Origin of the sequence: Vibrio sp. 10N.261.46.E11, assembly GCF_041472735.1 — a bacterium.
In the GTDB taxonomy this organism is placed as follows: domain Bacteria; phylum Pseudomonadota; class Gammaproteobacteria; order Enterobacterales; family Vibrionaceae; genus Vibrio.
Map to the genome: position 1 here is coordinate 76,584 of NZ_JBFRQW010000043.1, position 24,799 is coordinate 101,382.

The 24,799-nt window shown below is 44.3% G+C and carries 21 protein-coding genes and 3 tRNA genes; 3 read left to right on the forward strand and 21 right to left on the reverse strand.

Translation table 11 applies throughout. From position 1 onward, the window contains the following. The first annotated feature begins 48 nt into the window (after nucleotides 1-48). The gene (locus AB4407_RS14765; protein WP_372121091.1) at nucleotides 49-2,079 is read left to right on the forward strand and encodes a TonB-dependent receptor; all 2,031 of its coding nucleotides are present in this window, start codon (nucleotides 49-51) and stop codon (nucleotides 2,077-2,079) included. A gap of 113 nt (nucleotides 2,080-2,192) precedes the next feature. Here the strand turns inward: AB4407_RS14765 and lipA are convergent, their stop codons facing one another. From lipA to leuS, 12 genes are all read right to left on the reverse strand, one after another. Next, nucleotides 2,193-3,158 carry a lipoyl synthase gene (gene lipA, locus AB4407_RS14770; RefSeq protein ID WP_017096213.1) on the reverse strand — a complete coding sequence of 322 codons (966 nt, stop codon included), beginning with the start codon at nucleotides 3,156-3,158 and terminating at the stop codon, nucleotides 2,193-2,195. A gap of 4 nt (nucleotides 3,159-3,162) precedes the next feature. Beyond that, nucleotides 3,163-3,822 (reverse strand): lipoyl(octanoyl) transferase LipB, encoded by a 660-nt coding sequence (gene lipB / locus AB4407_RS14775; protein ID WP_004737632.1) that lies wholly within the window; start codon nucleotides 3,820-3,822, stop codon nucleotides 3,163-3,165. Between the two features lie 195 nt (nucleotides 3,823-4,017). Then, nucleotides 4,018-4,296 (reverse strand): DUF493 family protein YbeD, encoded by a 279-nt coding sequence (gene ybeD / locus AB4407_RS14780; RefSeq protein ID WP_029223455.1) that lies wholly within the window; start codon nucleotides 4,294-4,296, stop codon nucleotides 4,018-4,020. Between the two features lie 232 nt (nucleotides 4,297-4,528). Next, nucleotides 4,529-5,710 (reverse strand): serine hydrolase, encoded by a 1,182-nt coding sequence (locus AB4407_RS14785; protein WP_017101910.1) that lies wholly within the window; start codon nucleotides 5,708-5,710, stop codon nucleotides 4,529-4,531. 93 nt (nucleotides 5,711-5,803) lie between these two features. Further along, the gene (locus AB4407_RS14790; RefSeq protein WP_372121092.1) at nucleotides 5,804-6,643 is read right to left on the reverse strand and encodes a septal ring lytic transglycosylase RlpA family protein; all 840 of its coding nucleotides are present in this window, start codon (nucleotides 6,641-6,643) and stop codon (nucleotides 5,804-5,806) included. A 3-nt stretch (nucleotides 6,644-6,646) separates the two neighbouring features. After that, nucleotides 6,647-7,768, reverse strand: a complete 1,122-nt coding sequence (rodA, locus tag AB4407_RS14795; protein WP_009848472.1) for a rod shape-determining protein RodA — start codon at nucleotides 7,766-7,768, stop codon at nucleotides 6,647-6,649. Continuing rightward, entirely contained in the window at nucleotides 7,768-9,660 is a 1,893-nt protein-coding gene (gene mrdA / locus AB4407_RS14800) for a penicillin-binding protein 2 (RefSeq protein WP_372121093.1), read from the reverse strand. The genes rodA and mrdA overlap by 1 nt, the downstream gene beginning before the upstream one ends. Nucleotides 9,661-9,666: 6 nt before the next feature. Then, the gene (rlmH, locus tag AB4407_RS14805) at nucleotides 9,667-10,137 is read right to left on the reverse strand and encodes a 23S rRNA (pseudouridine(1915)-N(3))-methyltransferase RlmH (protein ID WP_372121094.1); all 471 of its coding nucleotides are present in this window, start codon (nucleotides 10,135-10,137) and stop codon (nucleotides 9,667-9,669) included. A 3-nt stretch (nucleotides 10,138-10,140) separates the two neighbouring features. Beyond that, nucleotides 10,141-10,458: a ribosome silencing factor gene (gene rsfS / locus AB4407_RS14810; RefSeq protein ID WP_009848475.1), complete on the reverse strand. Its 318-nt coding sequence runs from the start codon at nucleotides 10,456-10,458 to the stop codon at nucleotides 10,141-10,143. Between the two features lie 64 nt (nucleotides 10,459-10,522). Next, a complete protein-coding gene (gene holA, locus AB4407_RS14815; protein ID WP_372121095.1) occupies nucleotides 10,523-11,548 on the reverse strand; it encodes a DNA polymerase III subunit delta in 1,026 nt (341 codons plus the stop codon). A 9-nt stretch (nucleotides 11,549-11,557) separates the two neighbouring features. Continuing rightward, nucleotides 11,558-12,211 (reverse strand): LPS assembly lipoprotein LptE, encoded by a 654-nt coding sequence (gene lptE / locus AB4407_RS14820; protein WP_372121096.1) that lies wholly within the window; start codon nucleotides 12,209-12,211, stop codon nucleotides 11,558-11,560. A gap of 236 nt (nucleotides 12,212-12,447) precedes the next feature. Continuing rightward, entirely contained in the window at nucleotides 12,448-15,024 is a 2,577-nt protein-coding gene (gene leuS, locus AB4407_RS14825; protein WP_372121097.1) for a leucine--tRNA ligase, read from the reverse strand. Nucleotides 15,025-15,287: 263 nt separating this feature from the next. Here leuS and AB4407_RS14830 point away from each other — a divergent pair, with 263 nt between their 5' ends. Next, nucleotides 15,288-15,758: a zinc ribbon-containing protein gene (locus AB4407_RS14830; RefSeq protein WP_135382072.1), complete on the forward strand. Its 471-nt coding sequence runs from the start codon at nucleotides 15,288-15,290 to the stop codon at nucleotides 15,756-15,758. Nucleotides 15,759-15,861: 103 nt separating this feature from the next. Here AB4407_RS14830 and lnt read toward each other — a convergent pair whose 3' ends face one another. The 5 genes from lnt to miaB form a co-directional block, all read right to left on the reverse strand. After that, a complete protein-coding gene (gene lnt, locus AB4407_RS14835) occupies nucleotides 15,862-17,376 on the reverse strand; it encodes an apolipoprotein N-acyltransferase (RefSeq protein WP_372121098.1) in 1,515 nt (504 codons plus the stop codon). 32 nt (nucleotides 17,377-17,408) lie between these two features. After that, nucleotides 17,409-18,299, reverse strand: a complete 891-nt coding sequence (gene corC / locus AB4407_RS14840) for a CNNM family magnesium/cobalt transport protein CorC (RefSeq protein WP_239828506.1) — start codon at nucleotides 18,297-18,299, stop codon at nucleotides 17,409-17,411. 118 nt (nucleotides 18,300-18,417) lie between these two features. Then, entirely contained in the window at nucleotides 18,418-18,879 is a 462-nt protein-coding gene (ybeY, locus tag AB4407_RS14845) for an rRNA maturation RNase YbeY (protein ID WP_372121099.1), read from the reverse strand. Beyond that, a complete protein-coding gene (locus AB4407_RS14850) occupies nucleotides 18,880-20,001 on the reverse strand; it encodes a PhoH family protein (RefSeq protein WP_372121100.1) in 1,122 nt (373 codons plus the stop codon). Between the two features lie 163 nt (nucleotides 20,002-20,164). Beyond that, nucleotides 20,165-21,589 carry a tRNA (N6-isopentenyl adenosine(37)-C2)-methylthiotransferase MiaB gene (gene miaB, locus AB4407_RS14855; RefSeq protein ID WP_372121101.1) on the reverse strand — a complete coding sequence of 475 codons (1,425 nt, stop codon included), beginning with the start codon at nucleotides 21,587-21,589 and terminating at the stop codon, nucleotides 20,165-20,167. Between the two features lie 308 nt (nucleotides 21,590-21,897). Between miaB and AB4407_RS14860 the strand changes: the two genes are divergently transcribed. Continuing rightward, nucleotides 21,898-23,073, forward strand: a complete 1,176-nt coding sequence (locus tag AB4407_RS14860) for a 2-octaprenyl-3-methyl-6-methoxy-1,4-benzoquinol hydroxylase (protein ID WP_372121102.1) — start codon at nucleotides 21,898-21,900, stop codon at nucleotides 23,071-23,073. Nucleotides 23,074-23,142: 69 nt separating this feature from the next. Here the strand turns inward: AB4407_RS14860 and AB4407_RS14865 are convergent, their stop codons facing one another. The 4 genes from AB4407_RS14865 to AB4407_RS14880 form a co-directional block, all read right to left on the reverse strand. Further along, on the reverse strand, nucleotides 23,143-24,189 hold the full coding sequence (locus AB4407_RS14865) for a lactonase family protein (protein WP_372121103.1): 1,047 nt from the start codon (nucleotides 24,187-24,189) through the stop codon (nucleotides 23,143-23,145). 157 nt (nucleotides 24,190-24,346) lie between these two features. Further along, a tRNA-Leu gene (locus AB4407_RS14870) sits at nucleotides 24,347-24,431 on the reverse strand. A gap of 77 nt (nucleotides 24,432-24,508) precedes the next feature. Beyond that, nucleotides 24,509-24,585 (reverse strand) — tRNA-Met (locus AB4407_RS14875). A gap of 50 nt (nucleotides 24,586-24,635) precedes the next feature. Continuing rightward, nucleotides 24,636-24,720: transfer RNA gene (locus AB4407_RS14880), tRNA-Leu, on the reverse strand. Nucleotides 24,721-24,799 lie beyond the last annotated feature (79 nt).

Below are 24,799 nucleotides of genomic sequence, written 5' to 3' on the forward strand. Positions count from 1 at the left end.
TGTACTATTCGTGCACTTTACTTAAATCTATAAAATATAAGTCGCATTATGAAACTTAAAGCACTATCAGTGGCCGTTACGGTTGCCTTAACCTCATTTACAGCATTTGCTGCCGACGAACCAGAAACCGTAGTCGTTATCGGTTCTGCCCTTGACCAATTGATTCAGACTGAAATCAACTCTGACACACTGGAAAAGAAGCAAGCATCAGACATCAAAGATGTTTTGAATACTATGCCTAGCGTTACGGTTGACGGGAACGCACGTTACTCACGCAAAGTATTTGTACGTGGTATGGAAGACAAATTTGCCGTAGTGACTATTGATGGTGCGCGACAAGAAGGTCAGCTTTTCCACCACTCTGGTGACCAAGCGATTGATCCTGCAATGCTAAAAAGAGCTGAAATTGAATTAGGTGGTAACTCTGCACTGTCAGGTTCTGGTGCTATCAATGGTTCATTTAGCTACGAAACGAAAGACCCAAGCGATCTTCTTAAGCCGGGTGAAAGCGTTGGTGCTCGAGTAAAAACAAGCTATAAAACAGCTTATGAGCGTTTTGCAACCAACGTTGCTGTGTATGCAAAAGTGAACGACAAGCTACAGTTCATGGGTATTGCGAACTATTCAGAAGATGGCGATCTGCACATTCCTGATCAAGAAGCGGTAACCTCTAAGCAGGGTGAGCTTAAGTCGGGTTTGGCTAAAGTTGTTTTCATTCCTAATGATGCCAATGAATTTAAACTGACTTTCAACCGATACAGTGATGGTGGTACGCGTCAGCTTTCTGGCGAAAAGGCGGGTGCTCTGTATGCTGACGATAAACACGACTATCATTCGCTTAATCGCGATACAGTGACGCTACAGCACGAATACGATGCGGGTAGTGATCTAGTTCATCTGAAAAGTAATGTTTACTACAACCGTCAATACATGGATCGTGATGCTCTTGAAGGTACCGCTTGGGGCAAAACACCGGCAGGTAAATGGTTCAAAGATGGCAAAATGTCTTACCCTAAGCGTGAATACAATGTAACAACCATTGGTGGTGACATTCGTAACGTTTCTTGGGTTGGTGAGCATGAGCTTACTTATGGTCTTGAGGGCTACAAAGCCAAGCAATGGATTGATGCTGGTCAAGGCGTATATCTAAGCGGTACTAAGCAAGGTCAAACCGAGAACTACAGCATGGATGGTGGTACGGTGACGGCTTACGGTCTGTATCTACAAGATATGTACGAATTCAGCGATTTCCGTCTGACAACAGGTCTTCGTTACGACGTTCATAAACTGGGTGGCGTGTATAAGGGCGAGTTTGATCAGCTATCTCCAAAGTTCAAAGGTGAATACCAAACAACGGAAAACCTAAAACTTCGTGTGGGTTACGGTCGTCTGTTTAAAGGCGCGTCACTACCAGAAACGCTGACGATGAAAGCACCAAGCAAAGTTAAGCAGTCTGATACTAAGGCGATGACGGGTAATAACTACGAAGCGGGCTTTGATTACGAGCTAACACGTTTGCTTGCGGCTGATTACGCGATTCTAGGTTTCACGGCTTATACCTATGACCTTGATAACCAAATGCACCCAACTAAGAACAACGCAACATTATCTAATAAGTATGATGTTGAAGTTTGGGGTGTAGAGACTGTATTGAGCTATCAGTTAGATGCTTTAAGTGTTTACGCTAACCACTCTTACTCTGATGGTGAGCAAAAGAGCCTGAAAAACGGCAAGACAAGTCACATGAATAAAACCGGCATTCATAACTTCAAAGCGGGCTTTAACTACAGCCTAAACAGTGAGTTTGTGTTTGGTTGGGATTCACGCTTTGTTCCGGGGAACGATTACGAGAACGAAAAAGGCAAAGAGATCAAACGCTCTGGCTTCGCAACGCACAACATTTGGGCGGCTTACACACCGACGTTTGCTAAAGACCTAGAGATGAACCTTGGTATCGATAACCTGCTTGATAAGAAGTACGCTGAGCATACTGGTTTTGGTATCTCTTGGGGCTCAGAAAAGTACACCAGCTATGAAGCGGGTCGTAACTTTAAAGCTTCTATCGCTTATAGCTTCTAATCTTCTCTTAGCTGAAAGTTATTCTAGAAATAGAGACTTATTAGTATTGAGTTAGAAAAAAGGCGCTGAACATACAGTTCAGCGCCTTTTTAATTTTGGTATAAGCAACGTGATTACTTAATTTCCATACCTTGAGCTTGTAGGTCTGCATGGTAAGAAGAGCGTACAAATGGACCACAAGCTGCGTGAGTGAAACCTAGCTCTAGAGCAATCTCTTTCAGCTCATCAAACTCAGAAGGTGGCACGTAACGTTCAACTGGCAAGTGGTGGCGGCTTGGTGCTAGGTATTGGCCTAGTGTCAGCATAGTTACGCCATGTTCGCGAAGATCTTTCAATACTTGAACGATCTCTTCTTTCGTCTCACCAAGGCCCATCATCACACCCGACTTGGTCGGGATGCTTGGATGCTGCTCTTTGAATTTTCTTAACAGATCAAGAGACCACTTGTAGTTCGCACCTGGACGCGCTTTACGGTAGAGACGCGGCGCTGTCTCTAGGTTGTGGTTGAAAACATCTGGTGGGTTGTCTTTCATTAGTTCAAGCGCAACGTCCATACGACCACGGAAGTCCGGAACCAGTGTTTCGATACGAATGTTTGGGTTTTGCTCGCGAATTTCACGGTTACAATCAGCAAAGTGTTGAGCACCGCCATCACGTAAGTCATCACGGTCTACTGAAGTGATTACAACGTACTTCAGTTTCATGTCTTTAATCGTCTTAGCCAGTTTCTTCGGCTCTTCGGCTTCTGGAGCATTAGGTCGACCATGGGCAACATCACAGAACGGGCAGCGACGAGTACAGATAGCGCCAAGAATCATAAACGTTGCCGTGCCGTGGTTAAAACATTCGGCTAGGTTAGGGCAAGACGCTTCTTCACAAACTGAGTGCAGGTTGTTTTTGCGCATTGCAGATTTGATTTCTTGAATACGATGGCTGTCTGAAGGAAGTTTAATCTTCATCCATGCAGGCTTACGTAAAACTTCTTTCTGTTCAGCAGGCATATTCTTTACGGGAATTAATGCCATTTTGTCAGCGTCACGATATTTAACGCCTTTTTCCATTTGGATTGGTTTGCTCATGATTTTATGCTTCTGCTGTAATGTTACTGGTGGCTTGAATGTCTACTTGGTCATAGCCGAGTAGCTCTACGAGCTCTTGTATTAACTGTTGCTCAACGTTTTCTAGTTCACTTGGTCCGCCAAGTTGGCTGACCTGTGCCATTTCCATTCCTTGATAACCACATGGGTTAATACGTAGGAATGGAGACAGATCCATATCAACGTTAAGTGCTAGCCCATGGAACGAGCAGCCACGTCGAATACGCAATCCGAGTGAACAGATTTTCTTGCCATCGACATAAACACCAGGAGCGTCAGGTCGGGCAGCTGAATCTATATTGTAAGCTTTCAGAGTATTGATTACGAGGTTCTCGATATGAGTAACCAAATCACGTACTCCGAATTTCTTGCGGCGAATGTTAATCAGAAAGTAAGCAACTAACTGACCTGGGCCGTGATAAGTCACTTGGCCACCGCGATCGCTTTGTATCACAGGGATATCACCGGCATTTAAAACATGCTCAGCTTTGCCTGCTTGTCCTTGAGTGAAGACAGGGTTGTGTTCAACCAACCAAACCTGGTCTACGTCTTCTTCCGTGCGTTCGTCTGTGAACTTATGCATGGCTTTCCATACAGGTTCATAATCCTGACGGCCTAATTTTTTTACGATTAGCTTATTTTGCAAAGCGGCACTCCCTCAAGGATTAATAAAGTGAACGCATTATAAACGCGAAACATGATTCTAACTACAGACGGACTGCAAGGTTTTTCAACTTTCTTTGTATTTATTTAAAATTAAGTTGAATGAATTTGGTGTCGATACTGTGCTTTAAACAAAAACAGCGGCAATAAGCCGCTGTTTTTCATGTGTAATCGAAGATTACAGAACCATACGAACGATTTCGATGTCGCCCAGTTCTTTATATAGCGTTTCTACTTGCTCAATTGAAGTCGCAGTAATATTGATAGAAACAGAGTGGTAGTTACCTTTCGCACTCGGTTTTAGAGTTGGGCTGTAGTCACCAGGAGCATGACGCTGGATCACTTCTAGTACTAGTTCAGTAAGTTCTGGCTTAGCGTAGCCCATAACTTTGTAAGTGAATGAACAAGGGAACTCTAAGAGGTCTTTTAGTTTTGCATCAGAATTGATGTTCATGATTAGCTCCAAAAGGCTAGACTCTCGCAAATTGGCGAAATGTCGATAAAAAGCGTGTTCGGTCAACAGACACGAGTAATAATGCGGAATATTACGTGTAAATATCACCGAACTCAAGATCAACAAAAGCCGCACATGGCGGCTTTTGTTTCGGTAATGAGAAAATCATGAACCTACTCATTAGGTTAGCTATACAGCAAGCTTAGGTTTTGTGTAGAACAACCCGTTGGCTGATTTAGAATAAACCCTTGAACAGCAGTACTAGGTAGTCCCATAGGCGGCTAAATAAGCTGCCTTGCTCTACATTTTCTAGTGCAAGTAGTGGGTATTCAGCAACGTCTTCACCGTCGACTTGGTAGAATAGTTTACCCACAACGTCGCCTTTGCTGATTGGTGCTTCTAGCTCTTTCTCAAGAACGAAGCTTGCCTTCAGGTTCTTAGCTTGGCCACGAGGCAGAGTAACGAACGTATCTTCGTCGACACCTAGTGCAACCGTGTCCTTGCTACCCATCCAGATCTTCTCTTCAACGAAGGTTTCACCAGCGGTATGTGGTGCCACTGTTTCGAAGAAGCGGAAACCATAGCTAAGCAGTTTTTTGCTTTCTGTTTTACGAGCGTTAGCATTCTTGGTGCCCATAACAACAGCAACTAGGCGCATTTTACCTTCGGTTGCTGAGCTTACTAGGCTGTAACCTGCATTGCTTGTGTGGCCCGTTTTAATGCCATCAACGTTCATGCTCTTATCCCATAACAGACCGTTGCGGTTGTACTGGGTGATGCCGTTGTAAGTGAATTTCTTTTGTGAGTAGATACGGTACTCATCAGGAACATCGCGAATCAGCGCCTGACCTAGTAGCGCCATATCGTAAGGCGTTGAGTAAAGGTTAGGGTTGTCTAGACCGTGCACGTTAGCAAAGTGCGTGTCTTTCATTCCGATAGAGCTCGCCCATGCGTTCATTAAGTCAACAAATGCATCTTCAGAGCCAGCAATATGTTCAGCCATCGCAACACAAGCATCGTTACCTGATTGAATAATGATACCGCGGTTCAGCTCTTCAACTTTAACGGTTGTACCAACTTCAATGAACATCTTAGATGAATCAGGGAAGTTTTTAGCCCAAGCATTTTCACTGATAACAACATCGTCGTTTAGGTTGATGTTGCCACGCTCTAGCTCTTGGCCGACTACGTAGCTCGTCATCATCTTAGTTAAACTTGCTGGAGAAAGTTGAGTGTTCATCTCTTTCTCTGCGAGTACTTTGCCTGAATGGTAATCCATCAGAACAAATCCCTTAGCAGCGATTTGAGGAGCGTCAGGAACAATAATAGGAGCGGCGAATGACGATGTGGCTATCGTTGCAGAAAGTGCAACTGAAGTAGCAAAAATCGATTTAACAAGTTTATTAGATTTAATCATTTTGAATGCAATTATTAGGTGAACTATTCATATATTAACAGAATCACTCTGTCACACCAGAGCGCTGATTACCAGAAGTAACTGTTAGATAAATTAGCGAGTTAGCGTGTGTTTTTTTATATAAGCTGACGGGTAACCCATTAGCTTAACTTGTTCTAATTTTTCTTGAGTCAGAGCATAGTCATGAAATGGGCCAAGCATCAGGCGGTAGTTATCATCATTTGGCTGCAAGAACGTTGCTACAGCTAACTTTTCGCCTAGATCTTTGGCTAACTTCTCGGTTCTATCTTCATGTGGAGAAGTGGCTACTTGAATAATAAATTGCGGCAAAGCCGCCTTTTTATTCGCGTCGGTTGGCATAGCCACAGTGATGACTTCTATCTCAACATTTGCTGTACCTGTTCTTAATACATCGAGTTTGTATGCCGCGGCATAACTAAGGTCAATGATTCGCCCTTCATGAAATGGACCTCGGTCATTGATGCGCACAATCGTCGTTTTGTCATTATCGGTATTCGTCACTTTTACATAGCTCGGAATCGGCAATGTTTTGTGTGCCGCAGACATCGAATACATGTCGTAGATCTCGCCATTCGACGTTAAATGACCATGAAATTTCTTACCGTACCAAGAGGCTTTGCCTTTCTCAGTAAACCCTTCTGTCTTCTTTACGATCTTGTAGTCTTCGCCACGCAAAGTGTAATCCGTGTTACCACCTAAACTATAAGGTTCATACTGAGGGTGAGCATCCTCGAGATGCTCTACTGAGATCGGTGCGTCTGGTGCAATATCTGAATCTATATCGTAGCGGCCTGTTGGTTCTGTCGAAGAACAACCGTTTATAACAACGGTTAGGCTCACTATAGATAATAATTTTTTTATTGGCAGCTCATTAACCAAAGATGTTTTTATAGGAGTTATTTTAACAGACATCAATTAGGTCGCCTTTGAGAATGCTTTTCTGTGTGTATGGATTGACATTAAAATACCGAAACCGGCCATAAGGGTAACCATAGAGGTACCGCCATAGCTGACCAGAGGTAGAGGGACACCCACCACAGGTAGAATACCGCTTACCATACCAATGTTTACGAAAATATAGACGAAGAAACTCAGTACGATACTGCCGCCCATCATTCGACCAAATGCTGTTTGAGCTTGGCTTGCAAGCACTAAGCCGCGGCCAATAATGAACAGGTAGATAGCGAGCAAAAACAAAATACCAATCATGCCCCACTCTTCGGCGATGACCGCAAAAATAAAGTCAGTATGGCGCTCTGGAATGAACTCTAGTTGAGATTGGGTACCTTGCAGCCAACCTTTTCCTGATATACCACCAGAGCCAATTGCAATCTTACTTTGGATGATGTGATAGCCTGCACCTAATGGATCTGATTCAGGGTCAAAAAGGGTTCTTACACGAACTTTTTGATATTCACGCATCAAGAAGAACCATAAGATTGGAATAAACCCACCCAGTGCAATCGCGGCACTAGCAATGATCTTCCAACTAATACCTGCCAGGAATATCACGAAGATACCGGATGCTGCGATGAGTATCGATGTGCCTAAATCTGGCTGTTTAGCGATAAGGATTGTAGGTACAAACACCATCACTAATGAGATAGCCAAGGTTTGGAAAGTGGGTGGCAGTGAGCGCTTACCAATAAATCGAGCCAGCATCAAGGGTACTGCAAGCTTCAATAGTTCAGAGGGTTGGAATCGAATAAAGCCGAAGTTTAACCAGCGCTGTGCACCTTTAGAGGCCTCGCCAAAGAACAACACTCCGAGTAGTAGAATAACGCCGCCCGCAAACAGTAGTGGAGCCAAGGTCTCATAAGTACGAGGTGAGATTTGCGCTAAAAAGATCATCACACCTAAAGACAGCACCATACGCATCGCTTGGCGATCCATCATCGCAAGGCTCTGTCCGCTTGCGCTGTACATGATCAATAGGGCAAAGCCCATTAAAACCAGAATGCCAAGCAATAGCGGAAGGTCGATATGCAGCCGTTCAAATAGGGCTCTATTTCGTCCAGTTGAAGGATCAAGTTTCATTATTTTATTGGCTCACTTTCATAATCTTCTGCAAGAATAATATGGTCTAAAATTCTTCTTACAACTGGGCCACCATTTGATGAACCACCACCGGCATTCTCCAAAACGATAGTTACGACCGCTTCAGGATCTTCAAAAGGCGCATAACCGGTGAAGAGGGCATGATCGCGTAAATGTTCTGCGATTTCGTCCGCGTTGTACTCTTCATCTTCTTTTAGACCGAATACTTGTGCAGTACCTGATTTGCCTGCAGTTTGATAAGACATTTTTTGGAATGAGCGCCTTGCTGTACCTTTCTTTCCGTGGTTCACCAATCTCATGCCTTCTTGCGCGATATCCCAGTATCTCTGCTTAACGCCAGTAACCGGAGGATACGTTTCGATCTCAGATATCGTTTGTTCATCGAACGGTTGGCTATTCTCAATCGTCGCGCGCAGTAAATGAGGAGCCGTTACTTCCCCTTCATTGACCAATACTGAAGTCGCTTTTGCAATCTGCATTGGTGTTGCCGTCCAGTAGCCTTGGCCAATGCCGACAGGGATGGTGTCACCTTGATACCAAGGCACACGGTGTCTTGCCATTTTCCATTCGCGAGTGGGCATATTCGCTTTGCTTTCTTCGTAAATGTCGATGCCAGTGTAATCACCAAAACCGAATAACATCATCCATTTAGATAAGCGATCGATGCCTAAATCAAATGAAATTTGGTAGAAGAAGGTATCCACCGATTCTTCAATGGCTTTCTCTATGTCAACGACACCGTGTCCCCAGCGTAACCAGTCACGAAACGGTTTTGTTTTTGAATTGGGTATCTTCCAATAACCTGGGTCGTTACGTGTGGTGTTCGGTGTAATCACGCCTTCTTGCAGGGCGGCGACGGCAATGAAGGGTTTGATCGTCGATGCTGGCGGATAAATTCCTAGCGTTGCGCGGTTAACTAAAGGTCTGTCTTTGTCTTGAAGCAGGGCATTATAACCTTTCGAGGAAATACCATGCACAAAGGCATTTGGGTCGTAACTTGGGCTGGAAACCATGGCTAATACGCCATTGTCTTTCGGGTCGAGAACTATAGCTGAACCACGGCGTCCATCAAGTAACTTATGTACGTATAGCTGTAGTTTGATATCCAAGTTGAGCACGATATCTTTGCCTGGAGTCGAAGGCACAAATTTAAGAGTGCGGATCACTCGTCCACGGCTGTTTACTTCGACTTCTTGATAGCCAGCGGTGCCGTGTAACATGTCTTCGTAATAACGCTCAATACCCAACTTACCGATATCACGAGTTGCTTGGTAATTGGCGTCTTTTTCTTCTCGTACCAAGCGCTGCATATCACGGTCATTGATGCGCGATACATAGCCTATCACGTGAGTGAGCACATCACCGTAAGGGTAGAAACGCTTCAAGGTTCCCGTAACCTCAACACCTGGGAATTTGTGTTGGTTTACAGAGAAGACGGCAACTTGTTCTTCGGTGAGCTGATTCAGAATTGGCACTGATTTGAAGCGACGTGAATTCCGGCGATCATGATTAAAACGTTCTATACGTTCCGGTGGTATTTCAATTAACGCTTGCAAACGAACAAGCGTATCTTCCATATCGTTGACTTTTTCTGGGATGATCTCTAGGTTGAAAACGGGGCGATTTTCAGCAAGAAGTACTCCGTTGCGGTCATAAATCAAACCACGGTTCGGTGCGATTGGAACGACCTTTATACGGTTGTCGTTGGAGCGGGTTCTATAGTCCTGATATTGATTTACTTGAATGTTGTAAAGGTTTACAACCAGTAAGCCCATCATCACTATAATCCCTGCAAACGCAACAGAAGCACGACTAGTAAATAGTCGTGCTTCTGCCTTGTAATCACGGATTTGGCTACGTTTACGTAACATTAACGCTTATTCTCGATGATAAGGGTGGTTAGCAGTGATGCTCCAAGCTCGATATAAGCTTTCAGCCATGATAACGCGTACTAATGGGTGAGGGAGAGTAAGCGCAGACAGAGACCAACTTTGGTCTGCTGCCGCTTTACATGCAGGTGCTAATCCTTCAGGCCCGCCAATTAGGATAGATACGTCACGTCCATCCAGCTTCCAACTTTCCAATTGCTCTGCTAGTTGGGGTGTATCCCATTTTTTTCCCGGGATATCGAGCGTAACAATGCGGTTGCCTTTTGGAACTGCCGCTAACATTGCTTCGCCTTCTTTTAGGAGAATACGTGCAATATCGGCATTTTTACCGCGTTTTCCAGCAGTGATTTCAATGAGTTCCAATGGCATATCATGAGGGAAGCGGCGTTTATATTCTTTAAAGCCTTCTTCAACCCACTTTGGCATTTTTGTACCAACTGCGATTAACTGGATCTTCAAAGCTTAGCCCCAAAGTTTTTCTAGTTGGTACAGCTCACGATGCTCTTCTTGCATAACGTGAAGCATGCTTGTGCCCATGTCTAGAACAACCCATTCACCTTCTTTTTGGCCGTCCATGCCAAGGGGATTCATGCCAGCCTTGCGCACTTCATCAGCAACGTGCTGTGCAATAGAGGCAACATGGCGCTTAGATGTACCAGTACAAACAATCATGTAGTCAGTAACACTTGATTTGCCTTCTACATCGATAGTCACAATCGATTCTGCTTTCATGTCGTCGGCTTTGTCTGCAAGAAAATCTTTTAGTTCTTCACGTAACACAGGGTGTTCCTTTAATCTGAGTTTAGCTTTTTAGGGTATGTTGACCCTAGAATATACCACGCTTTTATGCGTGAAATGGAATTGAAGCTGAAGGGATACAAAACTCTACGCTTAACTGATGAATTAGTGGCCAAGGCGACTGTTCATATTGCGTTTTTGTCATCAATTCTACTTGAGTGAGTAGCGCAAACAGGGAGTATAATTGAGATATCGAAACTCTTGTTAGCGCGGCGTTATAAAGAGGCTTTTTGGATTGCCAGATACGGTGCTTTTCAAATACCTGTGTGATTGGCATCAGCTTCATTTGTTGCTGCATTTGTAATAGCAGAGCAAGCTCACGTTGTACGCTGCGCAATAAGATAACGGGTTCTACACCTTCGGCTTCTAACTGACGCAGGATTCGCTGTGCACGGTTGCCTTTGCCTGCTAATAACGCATCACTCCAATGAAAGGGAGTAAAATGGTTGTGTCGACTCAGCGATTCTTCTAAGCGTACTAATGTGAGATTTCCATCTGGGTATTGGAGAGCCAGTTTTTCCAGGCTTTGGGTGAGTGCAAATAGATTACCCTCATGCCATTGCGCCAACATTTGTATCGCTTCAGGATCCGGTGACAAGCCGATCTGTCGACAGCGTGTTTGGACAAACTGAGGTAATCGGCTAACGTCTGGGGTTAGGCAGCTTATCCAGTGACCCTGATTCGAAAGTGCCTTAAACCACTTAGCGCTTTCTTGAGCTTTAGTGAGCTTGGTGCCTATCAAGATCAACAAGATATCGCTATGAATATGCTCTGAAATTGCGAGTAGCTCTTTTGCAATCGCCGCATTGACTCCGGACTCTGGCAATTCAAGTTCGATGAGCTGACGACTAGAGAATAGGCTCAATGCTTGAGTGCAGTCGTAGACTTGATTCCAGTCCAAACTGCTATCAATAGCAAAGCGGTGGCGTTCTTCGAAGCCTTGCTCTTTGGCTGTCTTTTGAATCGCTTCTCGGCTTTCCTGCAGCAGTAAAGGTTCGTTACCAAAAATTAGGTAAACGTTGCTTAACTGCTTAGCAAGTTGCTCAGATAAACGATCAGCAAAAATACGCATTAAATAAACCTATAGCTCGACAGTTACGCTAGGCTCAGCATCAGGTGTTGCACTTGCGTCGATCTCAACGTCGTCAATTTCGATGTTCTTGATGTTGTATTGTTTCTCAAGCTCTTTCACTTGAACTTGTTCAAGTTGCTCTAGATTCATACTATCAGCAGCAATGTTAGCTTTTAATCGAGCCATTTGACGTAGGATTTGGCTTGTTGCAAGCTTGCGCATTTCATCTTCGATCATGTCTCGTTCAACCGATTTTGCAAGTGCAGTTAACGGGTTATCTAGATAGCTTCGAGTTACGCTGGTTGAGAAGGTTTTGTCGCCAAGTTCAGGTATCGTCACACGATATGATGCATTGAGCGTTAATTCTTTTTCGGCTGCTCGAGTGTTTTGGTAAAGAGACAGGGTACGCTCACCGACGCCTTCGCTAATAATGTGCAGGTTAGGTGTGTTCTCAGCCGGTGGCACGATTTCTACATCATTCATACGCAGTTGGCTTTTCATCATACGTGTAAACGTACTGTATTGGTCGTAACTGGTTACAGAGATCTTGTTGAGCTCTTCTGGCACAGAGTAATCACCACGCAGGTGAAAACCACAGGCGCTCAGTAGGCTAACGGTTAGAACAACAATAGTAACTTTCAATGAAGATAGTGTCAGGCGCATTATTTTATGGCTCTCATGAAGGTAGAATACTTATTTAAAGGCTTTAGTCGTTCGCATTGTTGAGCTAAGAATCTAAAGCCTTTAAATAAGTAGACAGGGCGATGTTTCCTAGGTTTAAAGACTGCTGAAAACGAAATAAGTTCGCTTCATCAGTAATACGTGCAGACTAAAATGAGATAGTTCGTTTTAGTCTGCACTGTTAGTTAGCCAATAGAAGTTATATTAGTTAGCCAATATTAGTTAGCTACGATGTTCAGAAGCTTACCAGGTACGAAGATAACTTTACGGATAGTTAAGCCATCTAGGAACTTCTTAGCATTCTCATCGTTTAGACCAAGTTCACGAACTCGCTCTTCAGTTGCATCAGCAGCAACGGTCAGTTTCGCACGTAGCTTACCGTTGATCATGACAACGATAGTTTTTTCGTCTTCAACTAGCGCTTTCTCATCGAAAGTTGGCCATGTTGCTGAGTCTACGTTTGATTCACCAAGTGCAATCCACATTTCGTAAGAGATGTGTGGAGTCATTGGGTAAAGCATACGAACTACTGCTTTTAGCGCTTCATCAAGAATTGCACGATCTTGTACAGACTCTTGAGGTGCTTTCGCTAGCTTGTTCATCAGTTCCATGATTGCAGCGATAGCTGTGTTGAACGTTTGGCGGCGGCCAATATCGTCCGTTACTTTCGCGATAGTCTTGTGGATATCACGACGAAGTGCTTTTTGGTCGCCAGATAGCGCAGAAGCGTCAACAGATTCAGCTGCACCTTTAGAAGAGTGAGCGTGAACCAATTTCCAAACACGTTTAAGGAAGCGGTTAGCTCCTTCAACGCCAGACTCTTGCCACTCAAGCGTCATGTCTGCAGGTGATGCAAACATCATGAATAGACGTACTGTATCAGCGCCGTACTTGTCTACCATCTCTTGTGGATCGATACCGTTGTTCTTAGACTTAGACATTTTGATCATGCCTGAGTGTTCAACGTCGCGGCCTTGGTTGTCGATTGCTTTTTCAATACGACCTTTCGCGTCACGGTCGATAGTCACGTCAGTTGGAGCAATCCACTCTTTCGTGCCTTTCTCGTTTGTGTGGTAGAACGCGTCAGCGAGAACCATGCCTTGACATAGAAGCTGTTTGAACGGTTCATCAGATGTCACGTAACCCGCATCACGAAGAAGTTTGTGGAAGAAACGAGAGTAAAGAAGGTGCATACAAGCGTGCTCGATACCACCAACGTATTGGTCAACTGGCAACCAGTAGTTTGCTTTCTCTGGATCTAGAATGTCGTCAGCTTGTGGTGAACAGTAACGTGCGTAGTACCATGAAGACTCCATGAACGTATCGAACGTATCAGTTTCACGTAGCGCGGGTTCGCCATTGAATGTTGTTTCAGCCCAAGACTTATCTGCCTTGATTGGGCTAGTTACGCCATCCATTACCACATCTTCTGGAAGAATTACTGGTAGTTGATCTGCAGGTACTGGGTGAACTTCACCGTCTTCAGTGGTGACCATTGGGATAGGTGCACCCCAGTAACGCTGACGAGAAACGCCCCAGTCACGTAGGCGGAAGTTTACTGTCTTCTTACCTTTACCTTCAGCTTCAAGCTTCGCAGCAATTGCATCGAATGCTTCTTGGAACGCAAGACCATCGAACTCACCAGAATCGAACAATACGCCTTTCTCGGTGTAAGCCGCTTCAGACACATCTAGCTCAGAACCGTCTTCAGGTTTGATTACTGGGATAATGTCGATGCCGTACTTAGTTGCGAATTCGTAGTCACGTTGATCGTGAGCAGGAACCGCCATTACCGCACCTGTGCCGTAATCCATAAGAACGAAGTTTGCTACGTAAACAGGAACAACACGACCGTTAAGAGGGTGGATAGCTGTTAGGCCAGTATCCATACCTTTCTTTTCCATCGTTGCTAGTTCAGCTTCAGCAACTTTAGTGTTACGACACTCTTCAACGAATGCAGCAAGCTCTGGGTTGTTCTTCGATGCTTTCTCTGCAAGAGGGTGACCTGCAGCGATACCCACGTAAGAAACACCCATCAGTGTGTCTGGACGAGTTGTGTAAACTTCCAGTGGCGCTTCTTCGCCGTTGACAGCGAAAGACAACTCAACACCTTCAGAGCGGCCGATCCAGTTGCGCTGCATGGTCTTAACCATTTCAGGCCAACCTTCAAGGTTGTCGAGATCGTCTAGTAGCTCTTGAGCGTACTCCGTGATTTTAATGAACCACTGTGGAATTTTCTTTTGCTCTACTGGAGTATCACAACGCCAGCAGCAACCGTCTTCTACTTGCTCGTTTGCTAGTACTGTTTGGTCGTTTGGACACCAGTTAACAGAAGATGTCTTCTTGTAAACCAGGCCTTTTTCGTAAAGCTTGGTGAAGAACTCTTGTTCCCAACGGTAGTACTCAGGCGTACACGTTGCGAATTCACGTTTCCAGTCGTAACCAAAGCCTAAAAGTTTAAGCTGGTTTTTCATGTATTCGATGTTTTCGTAAGTCCACGGTGCAGGCGCTGTGTTGTTTTTTACAGCTGCGTTTTCTGCTGGTAGGCCGAATGCATCCCAACCGATTGGCTGCATTACGTTTTTGCCTTGTAGACGTTGGAAACGAGATACCACATCACCGATGGTGTAGTTACGCACGTGACCCATGTGCAGTCGGCCACTTGGGTACGGGAACATAGAAAGACAGTAGAATTTTTCTTTGTTTGGATCTTCACTTACAACGAAAGTTTCGCTGTTATCCCAGTGTTGTTGAACCTTTTGTTCAATCTCTTGCGGGTTATATTGTTCTTGCATCGATGGTATCCGGTTATCTTGGAATTTGTGAGTTCGGTTAGAACAGAATCTTACAGATCGTCATAGAATACCTAAAGGAGCTGAGTACAACAATAGTTATACCCTTCATACTTGCAGTTGCTGCCTAGTAGATGGCGTAATTTTCACTGAATTTCGCAGGGCAACTATACTTAACAGTATGAATTGCATTTGTTTGCGAGCGGGCGTGCATGGCGGCACATCCGTTTGCTCACTGAAAAGTTGGTTATCTTAAGGAGGTTGTTATGCCGAAGAAAAAAGCACTCTATGAAGAAGTGGTTGAAGAGGTCATCGAAACGCTGAAGCATAGTCCTGAAGAGCTCAACAACAAAATCGAAGCGTCAGGTAAGTTTGCGAAAGCAGCCAATGACATGACCAAAGATGAACTATCACTGATTTCAGCCTATGTGAAATCGGACTTAAAAGAATTCTCTGAAAGTTATGAAGAGAGTAAAAGTGGCCCGTTCTACTTGATGATTGCTGATTCCATTTGGCAAGGTCTATTGGACATTACTGATCGCACCAAAGTGGAATGGGTTGAACTGTTCCAAGATCTAGAGCATCAAGGCTTGTATCAAGCGGGTGAAGTCATTGGTTTAGGAACCTTAGTATGTGACGAGTGTGGTCATCAAACCGAATATAACCATCCAACCAATATCATTCCATGCATTAAATGTGGTTCTAAAGGGTTTAGTCGTAAAGCGCTTAAGCCGTAAATACTGGCGGCATAACATCTTCAACTTTACACCATAGCAATAAAAAGGGTTGACTGAATCAGCCAACCCTCAACAACTTTTCGTCGAATCTCGAATCTCGAATCTAGTCTTTTCTTCTCATAACCCAGCCAGCTACTAAACTCAGTAACGCCCAGATATACAGCGGCCAAGTACCGACCACGTGGTAAGGGGTTTGACCATCCGTTGAAATAAGTTCAGCTTTCAACACTGCGGTTTCAAACTGAGGTATTTGTTTGATGATCTTGCCTTTGTAATCGGTAACTGCCGTCACACCATTGTTGGTTGAGCGAATAACTGGCTTACCTAGCTCCAGAGCACGCATCTGTGCGATTTCCATATGTTGCAATGGTCCAATTGAACGACCAAACCACGCATCGTTAGAGAGCGTTAGAATAAAGTCAGTTTCATCCGTTACGTTTTGTCTAACTTGATCATTGAAGATGATTTCATAACACAATGCCGGTGCTAGATGACGACCATTTGCCACGATGTTTGGCTGAACGAAATCACCACGACTAAACGATGACATTGGCAAATTAAAGAACGGTGCTAACGGGCGCAGGACCTCTTCGAACGGTACAAACTCACCAAATGGTAATAGATGATGTTTGTGGTAGCGTTCGTTTGGATCGTAGCTGTATTCGCCGTATGGGTTAACACCGAGAGAAAGAACACTGTTGTAGTACTTCTTATCTTCAGATTGATTCAGCACGCCAGTAATGATTGAGCTGTTGTTCATCTTGGCTGCGCTGTCTAAGTTACGCAGGAAAGACGGGATCTCTACTTCGAACGCAGGAATAGCCGCTTCAGGCCAAATGATGATATCCACATCCCAGTTTTCTCTGCTTAGGTCGGTGTATTTCATCATGGTCGGCCAGCGATGACTTGGTAGCCATTTGCTGTCTTGATCGACGTTGCCTTGAATCAACACTACTGACGTTGTTTTGTCAGGGTTCGGCGTCACCCAGTCGATATTGCGGATACCAAAACCGGTGCTAAATACAACAGCAGGGATGACAGCGATACTCCAGGCCCGGTTAACAAGCGCATAAGTGAAGGCAGAGGCTGAAACAATGATCGCTAGAGTTACTAACTCGACGCCGCCAATCGGTGCAAATGAACCTAGTGGCGAATCGATTTGGCTGTAGCCTAACCAAAGCCAAGGGAAGCCCGTCATTACCCAGCCACGTAGCCAATCACTGATTAACCACAACGCAGGTGCGGCAAGGAAAAAGCGGCTTAGGTTATTGGCAGGGAAGAATTTATTCAAACTCCAGGTAAATAGGCCGGAATAAACGGCTAGGTAGCCAACAAGCAGTGCCATCAAGAATAGGTTAGCTGCCAGTGGCATGCCGCCAAAGCCATCAATACTGACGTATACCCAGCTGATCCCCGTTGTGAATTGGCCTAAACCCCATGCGTAGCCAATCCAAAGCGCGCTTTTAGGAGAGCGGTTGTGGATCAGTAACAGCAACAAAGCTGGGCTGAGAATAGCAAGAGGCCATATGGAGTATGGAGCGAATGAAAGGGTGGTTATAGCGCCAACAAAAACGGCCGCAAGCGGCCGTAATAGGCGATGAATAAAAGTCTTAGTCATCTAATTTCTGTTATCTCTTTAGAGAGAAGTTGTTATTCTTCGATAGTCGGAAGAGGCTGTTCGTCAGGAATGGTTACCTGTAGCTGAATTACACGACGGTTATCTGCAGATGTAATTTTGAAATGGTAGTTTTCGATTTCTACAATTTCGCCACGAACTGGCAGGTGACCGAGTGCTGTCATCACCATACCACCCACTGTATCTACTTCATCATCACTAAAGGTCGTGTTAAACGTGTCGTTGAACTCTTCAATAGTGGTTAAAGCTTTAACAGAGAAAGTATGCTTACTCAGCTTACGAATATCTAACTCTTCTTCATCGTCGAACTCGTCTTCAATTTCACCAACGATTTCTTCGAGGATATCTTCAATGGTTACTAGGCCAGAGACACCGCCAAACTCATCGACAACGATAGACATGTGGTAACGCTCTTCTTGGAATTCCTTGAGTAGGCGATCTACACGCTTACTTTCAGGAACAACAACTACAGGGCGAATCACTTGTTCGATGTCAAATGGAGCACTGTCTGAACCCAAGTACTTAAGTAGGTCCTTCGCTAATAGAATGCCTTCAACATGGTCTTTATCTTCACTGATCACTGGGTAGCGAGAGTGTTGAGCATCAGTAATAAGCGCAATCAATGTATCTAAATCATCGGTGCGTTCAACTGTAACCATTTGAGAGCGAGGCAGCATGATATCGCGTACTCGCATCTCTGAAATTTCCATAACACCTTCGAGCATGTCGCGCGTGTCGTGGTCAATTAGGTCATTAATTTCTGAGTCGCGGATTACATCTACGAGCTCTTGGCGGTCTTTTACCTCGCCTTGAAATAGTTGGCCTAGGCGTTCAAAGAAGGACTTTCTACTCGGACCTTCAGATTTTTTACTTCCCTCAGAAGTGGGGGGGTTACCTTCGTTCATGATTTCTCAAAAAATAACGCTATCAGAAGTGTGATAGCACACATCACAACTCAGACTCCTGAAAATAACAGGTTCGATGAGTCGTTGTTTCTCTGCAAACTACTGACCTAGAATCAATTTACTTTTCTAGAATATAAGGGTCTTCAAACCCCATAGCTTGCATGATTTCTGTCTCGAGTGACTCCATCTCTTCAGCTTCATCATCTTCGATATGATCATAACCTAGCAGATGCAGACTGCCATGTACAACCATATGAGCCCAGTGTGCTAGCAGAGGCTTACTTTGCTCTTCTGCTTCTTTTTCGACAACTTGGCGGCAAATAATGAGGTCACCCAGTAGATTTAATTCCATTCCTGGTGGCGCTTCAAATGGAAAAGACAGCACGTTAGTTGGCTTGTCTTTGCCACGGTATTCATGATTGAGCTGGTGGCTTTCTTGCGTATCAACGATACGAACCGTCAACTCAGCGTTCTCTTGAAACTGAGGAATTGTCTTGTCCAACCAAAGCTGAATATCTTGCTCAGTTGGAAGACCTTGCTCATTTTCGACTGCTATTTGCAGGTCTAGTTCAATAGACATCTATTTATCACCTTGTTCTGTAATCACAGAACTATTTTGTGTTGCTAATTGTGTCGTAACTGCCTGCTGAGCCTCAAGAAGTTTGGCTTCGCGCTCTTCACGTTTACGCTTTTCAAACTCTTTGCGCTCTTTCTGGTCTTTCGCTTCCCATTTCTCGTAGGCGTTGACGATACGAGCAACAACAGGGTGACGAACCACATCTTCAGACATGAAGAAATTAAAGCTGATGTCATCCACTTCACTCAGCACTTCAGTTGCATGACGTAGACCAGACTTCGCTCCACGAGGTAAATCGATTTGCGTAATGTCACCTGTGATAACTGCACGCGAATTAAAACCGATACGGGTTAAGAACATTTTCATCTGTTCTACCGTGGTGTTTTGGCTCTCATCAAGAATGATAAATGCATCATTTAGTGTACGTCCACGCATGTAAGCCAGTGGAGCGACTTCAATCACGTTACGTTCAATCAGCTTCTCAACTCGCTCAAAGCCAAGCATTTCAAACAGTGCATCGTAAAGCGGACGCAAATATGGGTCTACTTTTTGGCTTAAATCACCCGGTAGGAAACCAAGCTTCTCACCAGCTTCAACAGCAGGACGAGTCAGTAGGATTCGACGAACTTCTTGACGTTCAAGTGCATCAACCGCAGCCGCAACAGCTAAGTATGTTTTACCAGTACCAGCAGGTCCAATACCAAAAGTTATGTCATGAGTGACCATGTTCATTAGGTATTGTGCTTGGTTTGGCGTGCGAGGCTTGATGACGCCTTTTTTAGTCTTAATGGTCACTTCTTTGCCGTAGTCGATTTCAGACTCGACGTGTTGCTCCAAAATACCAGACTCAGTGACGGCCAGATGCACTTGCTCTGGTTCGATATCGATTATGTTGCCTTTAACTGGAGCCGTTTCAACATAGAGGTGTTTGATGATGTCTAAAGCGGCGGCTGTAGTGTGAGGCTTACCGACAATCGTGAAAAAGTTGCTACGGTAATTAATCTCAACGCCAAGACGACGCTCAAGGTGTTTGATGTTGTCGTCGAATGGTCCGCATAAGCTAGCCAAGCGCTTGTTGTCGGCTGGCTCTAGATTTATCTCTAAGGTAACGATTTTATTGCTCAAATTAGCCTCTCATTTTGTGCCACTCGCTCTTAAATAAAACAAAGAGCAAAAAGCCCGATTTAGACCGGGCTTTTGATTGTGATATCCCTATTTCTAAGATGGTCACTTAGTTAGGTAATTTCAAGCTTTGTGTTTGCGCTTTGTGCTCAAACAGTTGTATTGCCTACGGTGTAAATGTCGCTACACCTAGCTCGTCTTCACGTTTTGTTTTTTCCATCATTTCTGCTGGAGTCATAACAACGCGTAGACCCATGTCTTTTTCTGTGCGAACTAGCTCACCACGTAGTGAGTTGGTGTAAACCTCAGTGATCTTCACATCTACGAACTGGCCGATTAGGTCTGCAGAACCTTCGAAGTTCACAACACGGCTGTTTTCTGTACGGCCGCGAAGTTCCATTAGGTTCTTTCTTGATGGACCTTCAACAAGGATACGTTGCTCTGTGCCTAGCATTAGACGAGAGAAGCGCATAGCTTGTGTGTTTACCGTTTGTTGCAGTTCGTATAGACGATCTTTCTTCTCTTGTGTTGGTACGTCACATGGGTAATCTGCCGCTGGCGTACCCGGACGAGGAGAGAAAACAAAGCTGAAGCTCATATCGAAATCAACTTCTTTAATTAACTTCATTGTATCTTGGAAGTCTTGTTTAGACTCACCAGGGAAACCAACGATAAAGTCAGAACTGATTTGAATATCAGGACGAGCTTTACGCAGTTTACGGATAATAGACTTGTACTCGATAGCCGTGTGTGGACGCTTCATCATCGTAAGAATACGGTCACTACCACTTTGTACTGGCAGGTGAAGGAAGCTCACTAGTTCAGGAGTATCTTTGTAAACTTCAATGATGTCGTCACCAAACTCAAGCGGGTGGCTAGTTGTGAAACGAATACGGTCGATACCATCGATAGAAGCAACAAGACGAAGCAGTTCTGCGAATGAACAGATATCGCCTTCGTGTGTTGGACCGCGGTATGCGTTTACGTTCTGACCTAGTAGGTTAACTTCACGTACGCCTTGCTCTGCAAGTTGAGCCACTTCGAACAGTACATCATCCATTGGACGGCTAACTTCTTCACCACGTGTGTATGGTACAACGCAGTAAGTACAGTATTTAGAACAACCTTCCATGATAGAAACGAATGCCGTCGCACCTTCAGCTTTTGGCTCAGGCAGGTTATCGAACTTTTCGATCTCTGGGAAAGAGATGTCCATTACTGGCTTTTCGTTAGACAGTGATGATTTAATCATCTCTGGCAGACGGTGCAGTGTTTGTGGGCCAAAGATAACGTCTACGTAAGGTGCACGTTGACGAATGTGATCACCCTCTTGAGTCGCTACACAGCCACCCACACCGATCACCACACCTTCTTTCTTATCTTTAAGCGTTTTCCAACGACCAAGCTGGTGGAATACTTTTTCTTGTGCTTTTTCGCGGATAGAACAAGTATTCAATAGTAGTACGTCTGCTTCCTCAGGTACTTCAGTTAGCTCATAGCCATTTGCAGCGTTAAGCAGGTCGGCCATTTTTGATGAATCGTATTCATTCATCTGACAGCCCCAAGTTTTAATTAGCAGTTTCTTACTCATTATATGTTCGCTCGATCGTTAGTTTAATTTAAGGGAGCAAATCGCCCATTATTCATCCGCTAGCTCCGTTCGTCATAATTCGGTATTCAATTTTATGACAGGCTCTAGCGGCAAGCGGCGTATTGTACTGGTTTCAAAACCGACTGACTAGTAGTCTGAACAAATCTCTTATGTAGTGGTTTTTATTATCGTCAACGCCATATGCCATAAGGGATAACCCTTCTTTCGAATAAGGTTTTTGGTTACAAGTTCGTTATGAAAAAGTACAATCAAAAACAGTCAAAGAATCAAACTGATAAGTACAAAATATGAACAGTTACGATATTGTAGTCGTCGGTGGCGGCATGGTTGGTGCAGCAACAGCAATCGGTTTTGCAAAGCAAGGTCTGAGTGTTGCGGTGATCGAAGGTTTTGTCCCACAAGCTTTTGATGAGTCGCAAGCGATGGACATTCGTGTGTCAGCGATTTCTCAAGCATCGGTCGATTTGCTTGAAGATCTTGGTGCATGGCAAAGTATTGCAGCGATGCGCGTCTGTTCTTACAAGCGATTGGAAACTTGGGAACACCCAGACTGTCGTACTCGGTTTGATGCTGCATCTCTTGATTTACCTCGTTTAGGTTACATCGTTGAGAATCGATTAATCCAATTGGGTTTATGGGCTCAGTTTGATGCCTACAACAATCTCGAACTGTTATGTCCAGAAAAGCTCGATGAGATTGAGTTTAGTGAAACCAATATAGTCAAGCTTCAGTCGGGTACTCAGTTGTCAGCGAAGTGGGTGGTTGGCGCTGATGGCGCAAATTCAGCCGTCCGTCAGCAAGCAGGGATTGGTATTACGGCTTGGGATTACCGACAGCACTGCATGCTTATCAACGTAGAAACAGAACAGCCTCAGCAAGATATTACTTGGCAGCAATTTTTACCAAGTGGTCCTCGTTCATTTTTGCCTTTGTGTTCTCTAGTCTCTGACGATCAAGAAGTCGGGCAGGGCTCGTTAGTTTGGTATGATTCTCCACTGCGTATTAAGCAACTGTCAGCAATGCCCCCTGAAAAACTACGTAATGAAGTACTTACTCACTTTCCTAAAGAGTTAGGTGATATCAAAGTTTTGAACTCGGGTTCTTTTCCTCTGACACGACGTCATGCTCAATCATACTCAAAGAATAACTGTATTTTAGTCGGGGACTCTGCACATACGATCAACCCATTGGCAGGGCAGGGTGTTAACTTAGGCTTTAAAGATGTGGCAGCACTATTGGATATCACCCAAGAGAAAGGTGAATTGAATCAATCTGTGGCGAGACGCTATGAAGTGTTCAGAAGAGGTGACAATCTAATGATGCAAAGTGGCATGGACTTTTTCTACAAAACGTTTAGCAACGACATTGGTCCGCTCAAGTTTGCACGTAATGCTGCGCTAAAATTAGCAGAGAACTCTGGGCCGATTAAAACCCAAGTATTGAAATACGCCTTAGGCCTTTAATTTATTAGTTCAGATTATCTATATAGAGAAGGAGAGCAGATGCTCTCCTTTTTTGTTTGGTGCTGAGTGCTATAACTGCTGTGTAACGCAAACCGGTGCGTCGATCTCTAAAGAGTATCCTGTATAAACCAAAGACCCATCCTCATTATTTCGTTTGAATGAGGTGATGTTATTGGAGTGTTGGTTTGCTGCGATAACCCATCGTCCGCAGTCAGTAATATGAAAATCGCGAGGGAAGTTGCCTTCAGTATTATAGCTATCAATAAAAATAGGCATTTTTGTTGTAGGCTCGATTCTGAAGCAACTGATCCTTGATTGGTGTCGACAAGATACATAGAGGAATTGCTCATCCGGCGATAGTTTTATCGCAGCCGTAGCTTCTCCTTTCTCCATATTGGGAAGCGCATCAATTTCTTCTACGATATTCCATACACCCAAAGCCTTTTCCAACATAAGTATCGATTCAGAGAGCTCACAGATCACATAGGCTCTGTCTTCTGCTTTGTTAAAGATTAAATGGCGAGGTCCATTGCCGGCTGGCACTTTAATAGACTGCATAGGCTCGTCTAGAAACTCTTCCTGTTCTTCATCGAAGCAATAGAAGTTGATTCGATCGGTGCCGAGATCGACAGTCACAAACTGTGGCGAGTTTTGTAAGAGCAGACATTGGTGGGCGTGCGGGCTAGTTTGTCTCTCTTTGTTTGGTCCGGAACCAACCATCTTGATTGTTTTGAGGCGCTTATCGATGTTGCCATTGATACTTAAGCTAAAAATATCGAATGTGCCTGATGAGTATTGCGACGTGATAGCAAACTTATTGTGTGGATCTATCGTGATGTGACAGGGGTGACCGCCAGCGATAGTACCGGAGTTCTTAACCGTCTTTGAGTTAGGGCTAGGAATATGAATCAGCTGCGGCTGTTTTGGCTGATCAATTTCAGACGCGGTATAGATGCCAAGTTTTGTCGCTACGACAAAAGACGGGTTAGTGCACTCTGCAACGAGCTCTAAAGGTAATAGCTTTCCGCTTTCCAAGTCTAATTGAGCCTGATATACGCCTTGGCTTTTACTGGGAGTGTCTGTGTAGCAACCGATCGTTAGAGTGAGGTTTTTCATTGGCAGTCATACTCAGTTAGGAAATGGAGCAGACATTGTCTAATAAAATTGTAGTAAAAGTGAGGTTATAGGAGAGAATACTTGGTGACTTGGCTTGCAGATTTACATATTCCAGATAAAACAAAACCCAGCTAAAAAGCTGGGTTCTATTCAATGATGGTGCGGTCGGAGAGACTTGAACTCTCACACCTCTCGGCGCCAGAACCTAAATCTGGTGCGTCTACCAATTCCGCCACGACCGCAGCAAATCTTTATAGCTATATCGATATTGGTGATTCAATATAACGTTGTTTGTACTTTTTCTTTCATAAAGAAAGAATGGTGGCTACTGCGGGATTTGAACCTGCGACCCCATCATTATGAGTGATGTGCTCTAACCAACTGAGCTAAGTAGCCATAATAAATCTAATAGATTCACTATTTGTTCTCTAATTAAAGAGAAATAATGGTGCGGTCGGAGAGACTTGAACTCTCACACCTCTCGGCGCCAGAACCTAAATCTGGTGCGTCTACCAATTCCGCCACGACCGCAGCAAAGCTTTATAGTTATATCGACATTGGTGATTCGATGTAACGTTGTGCTCTTAGTCAACTACTTAAGTAATAAAAC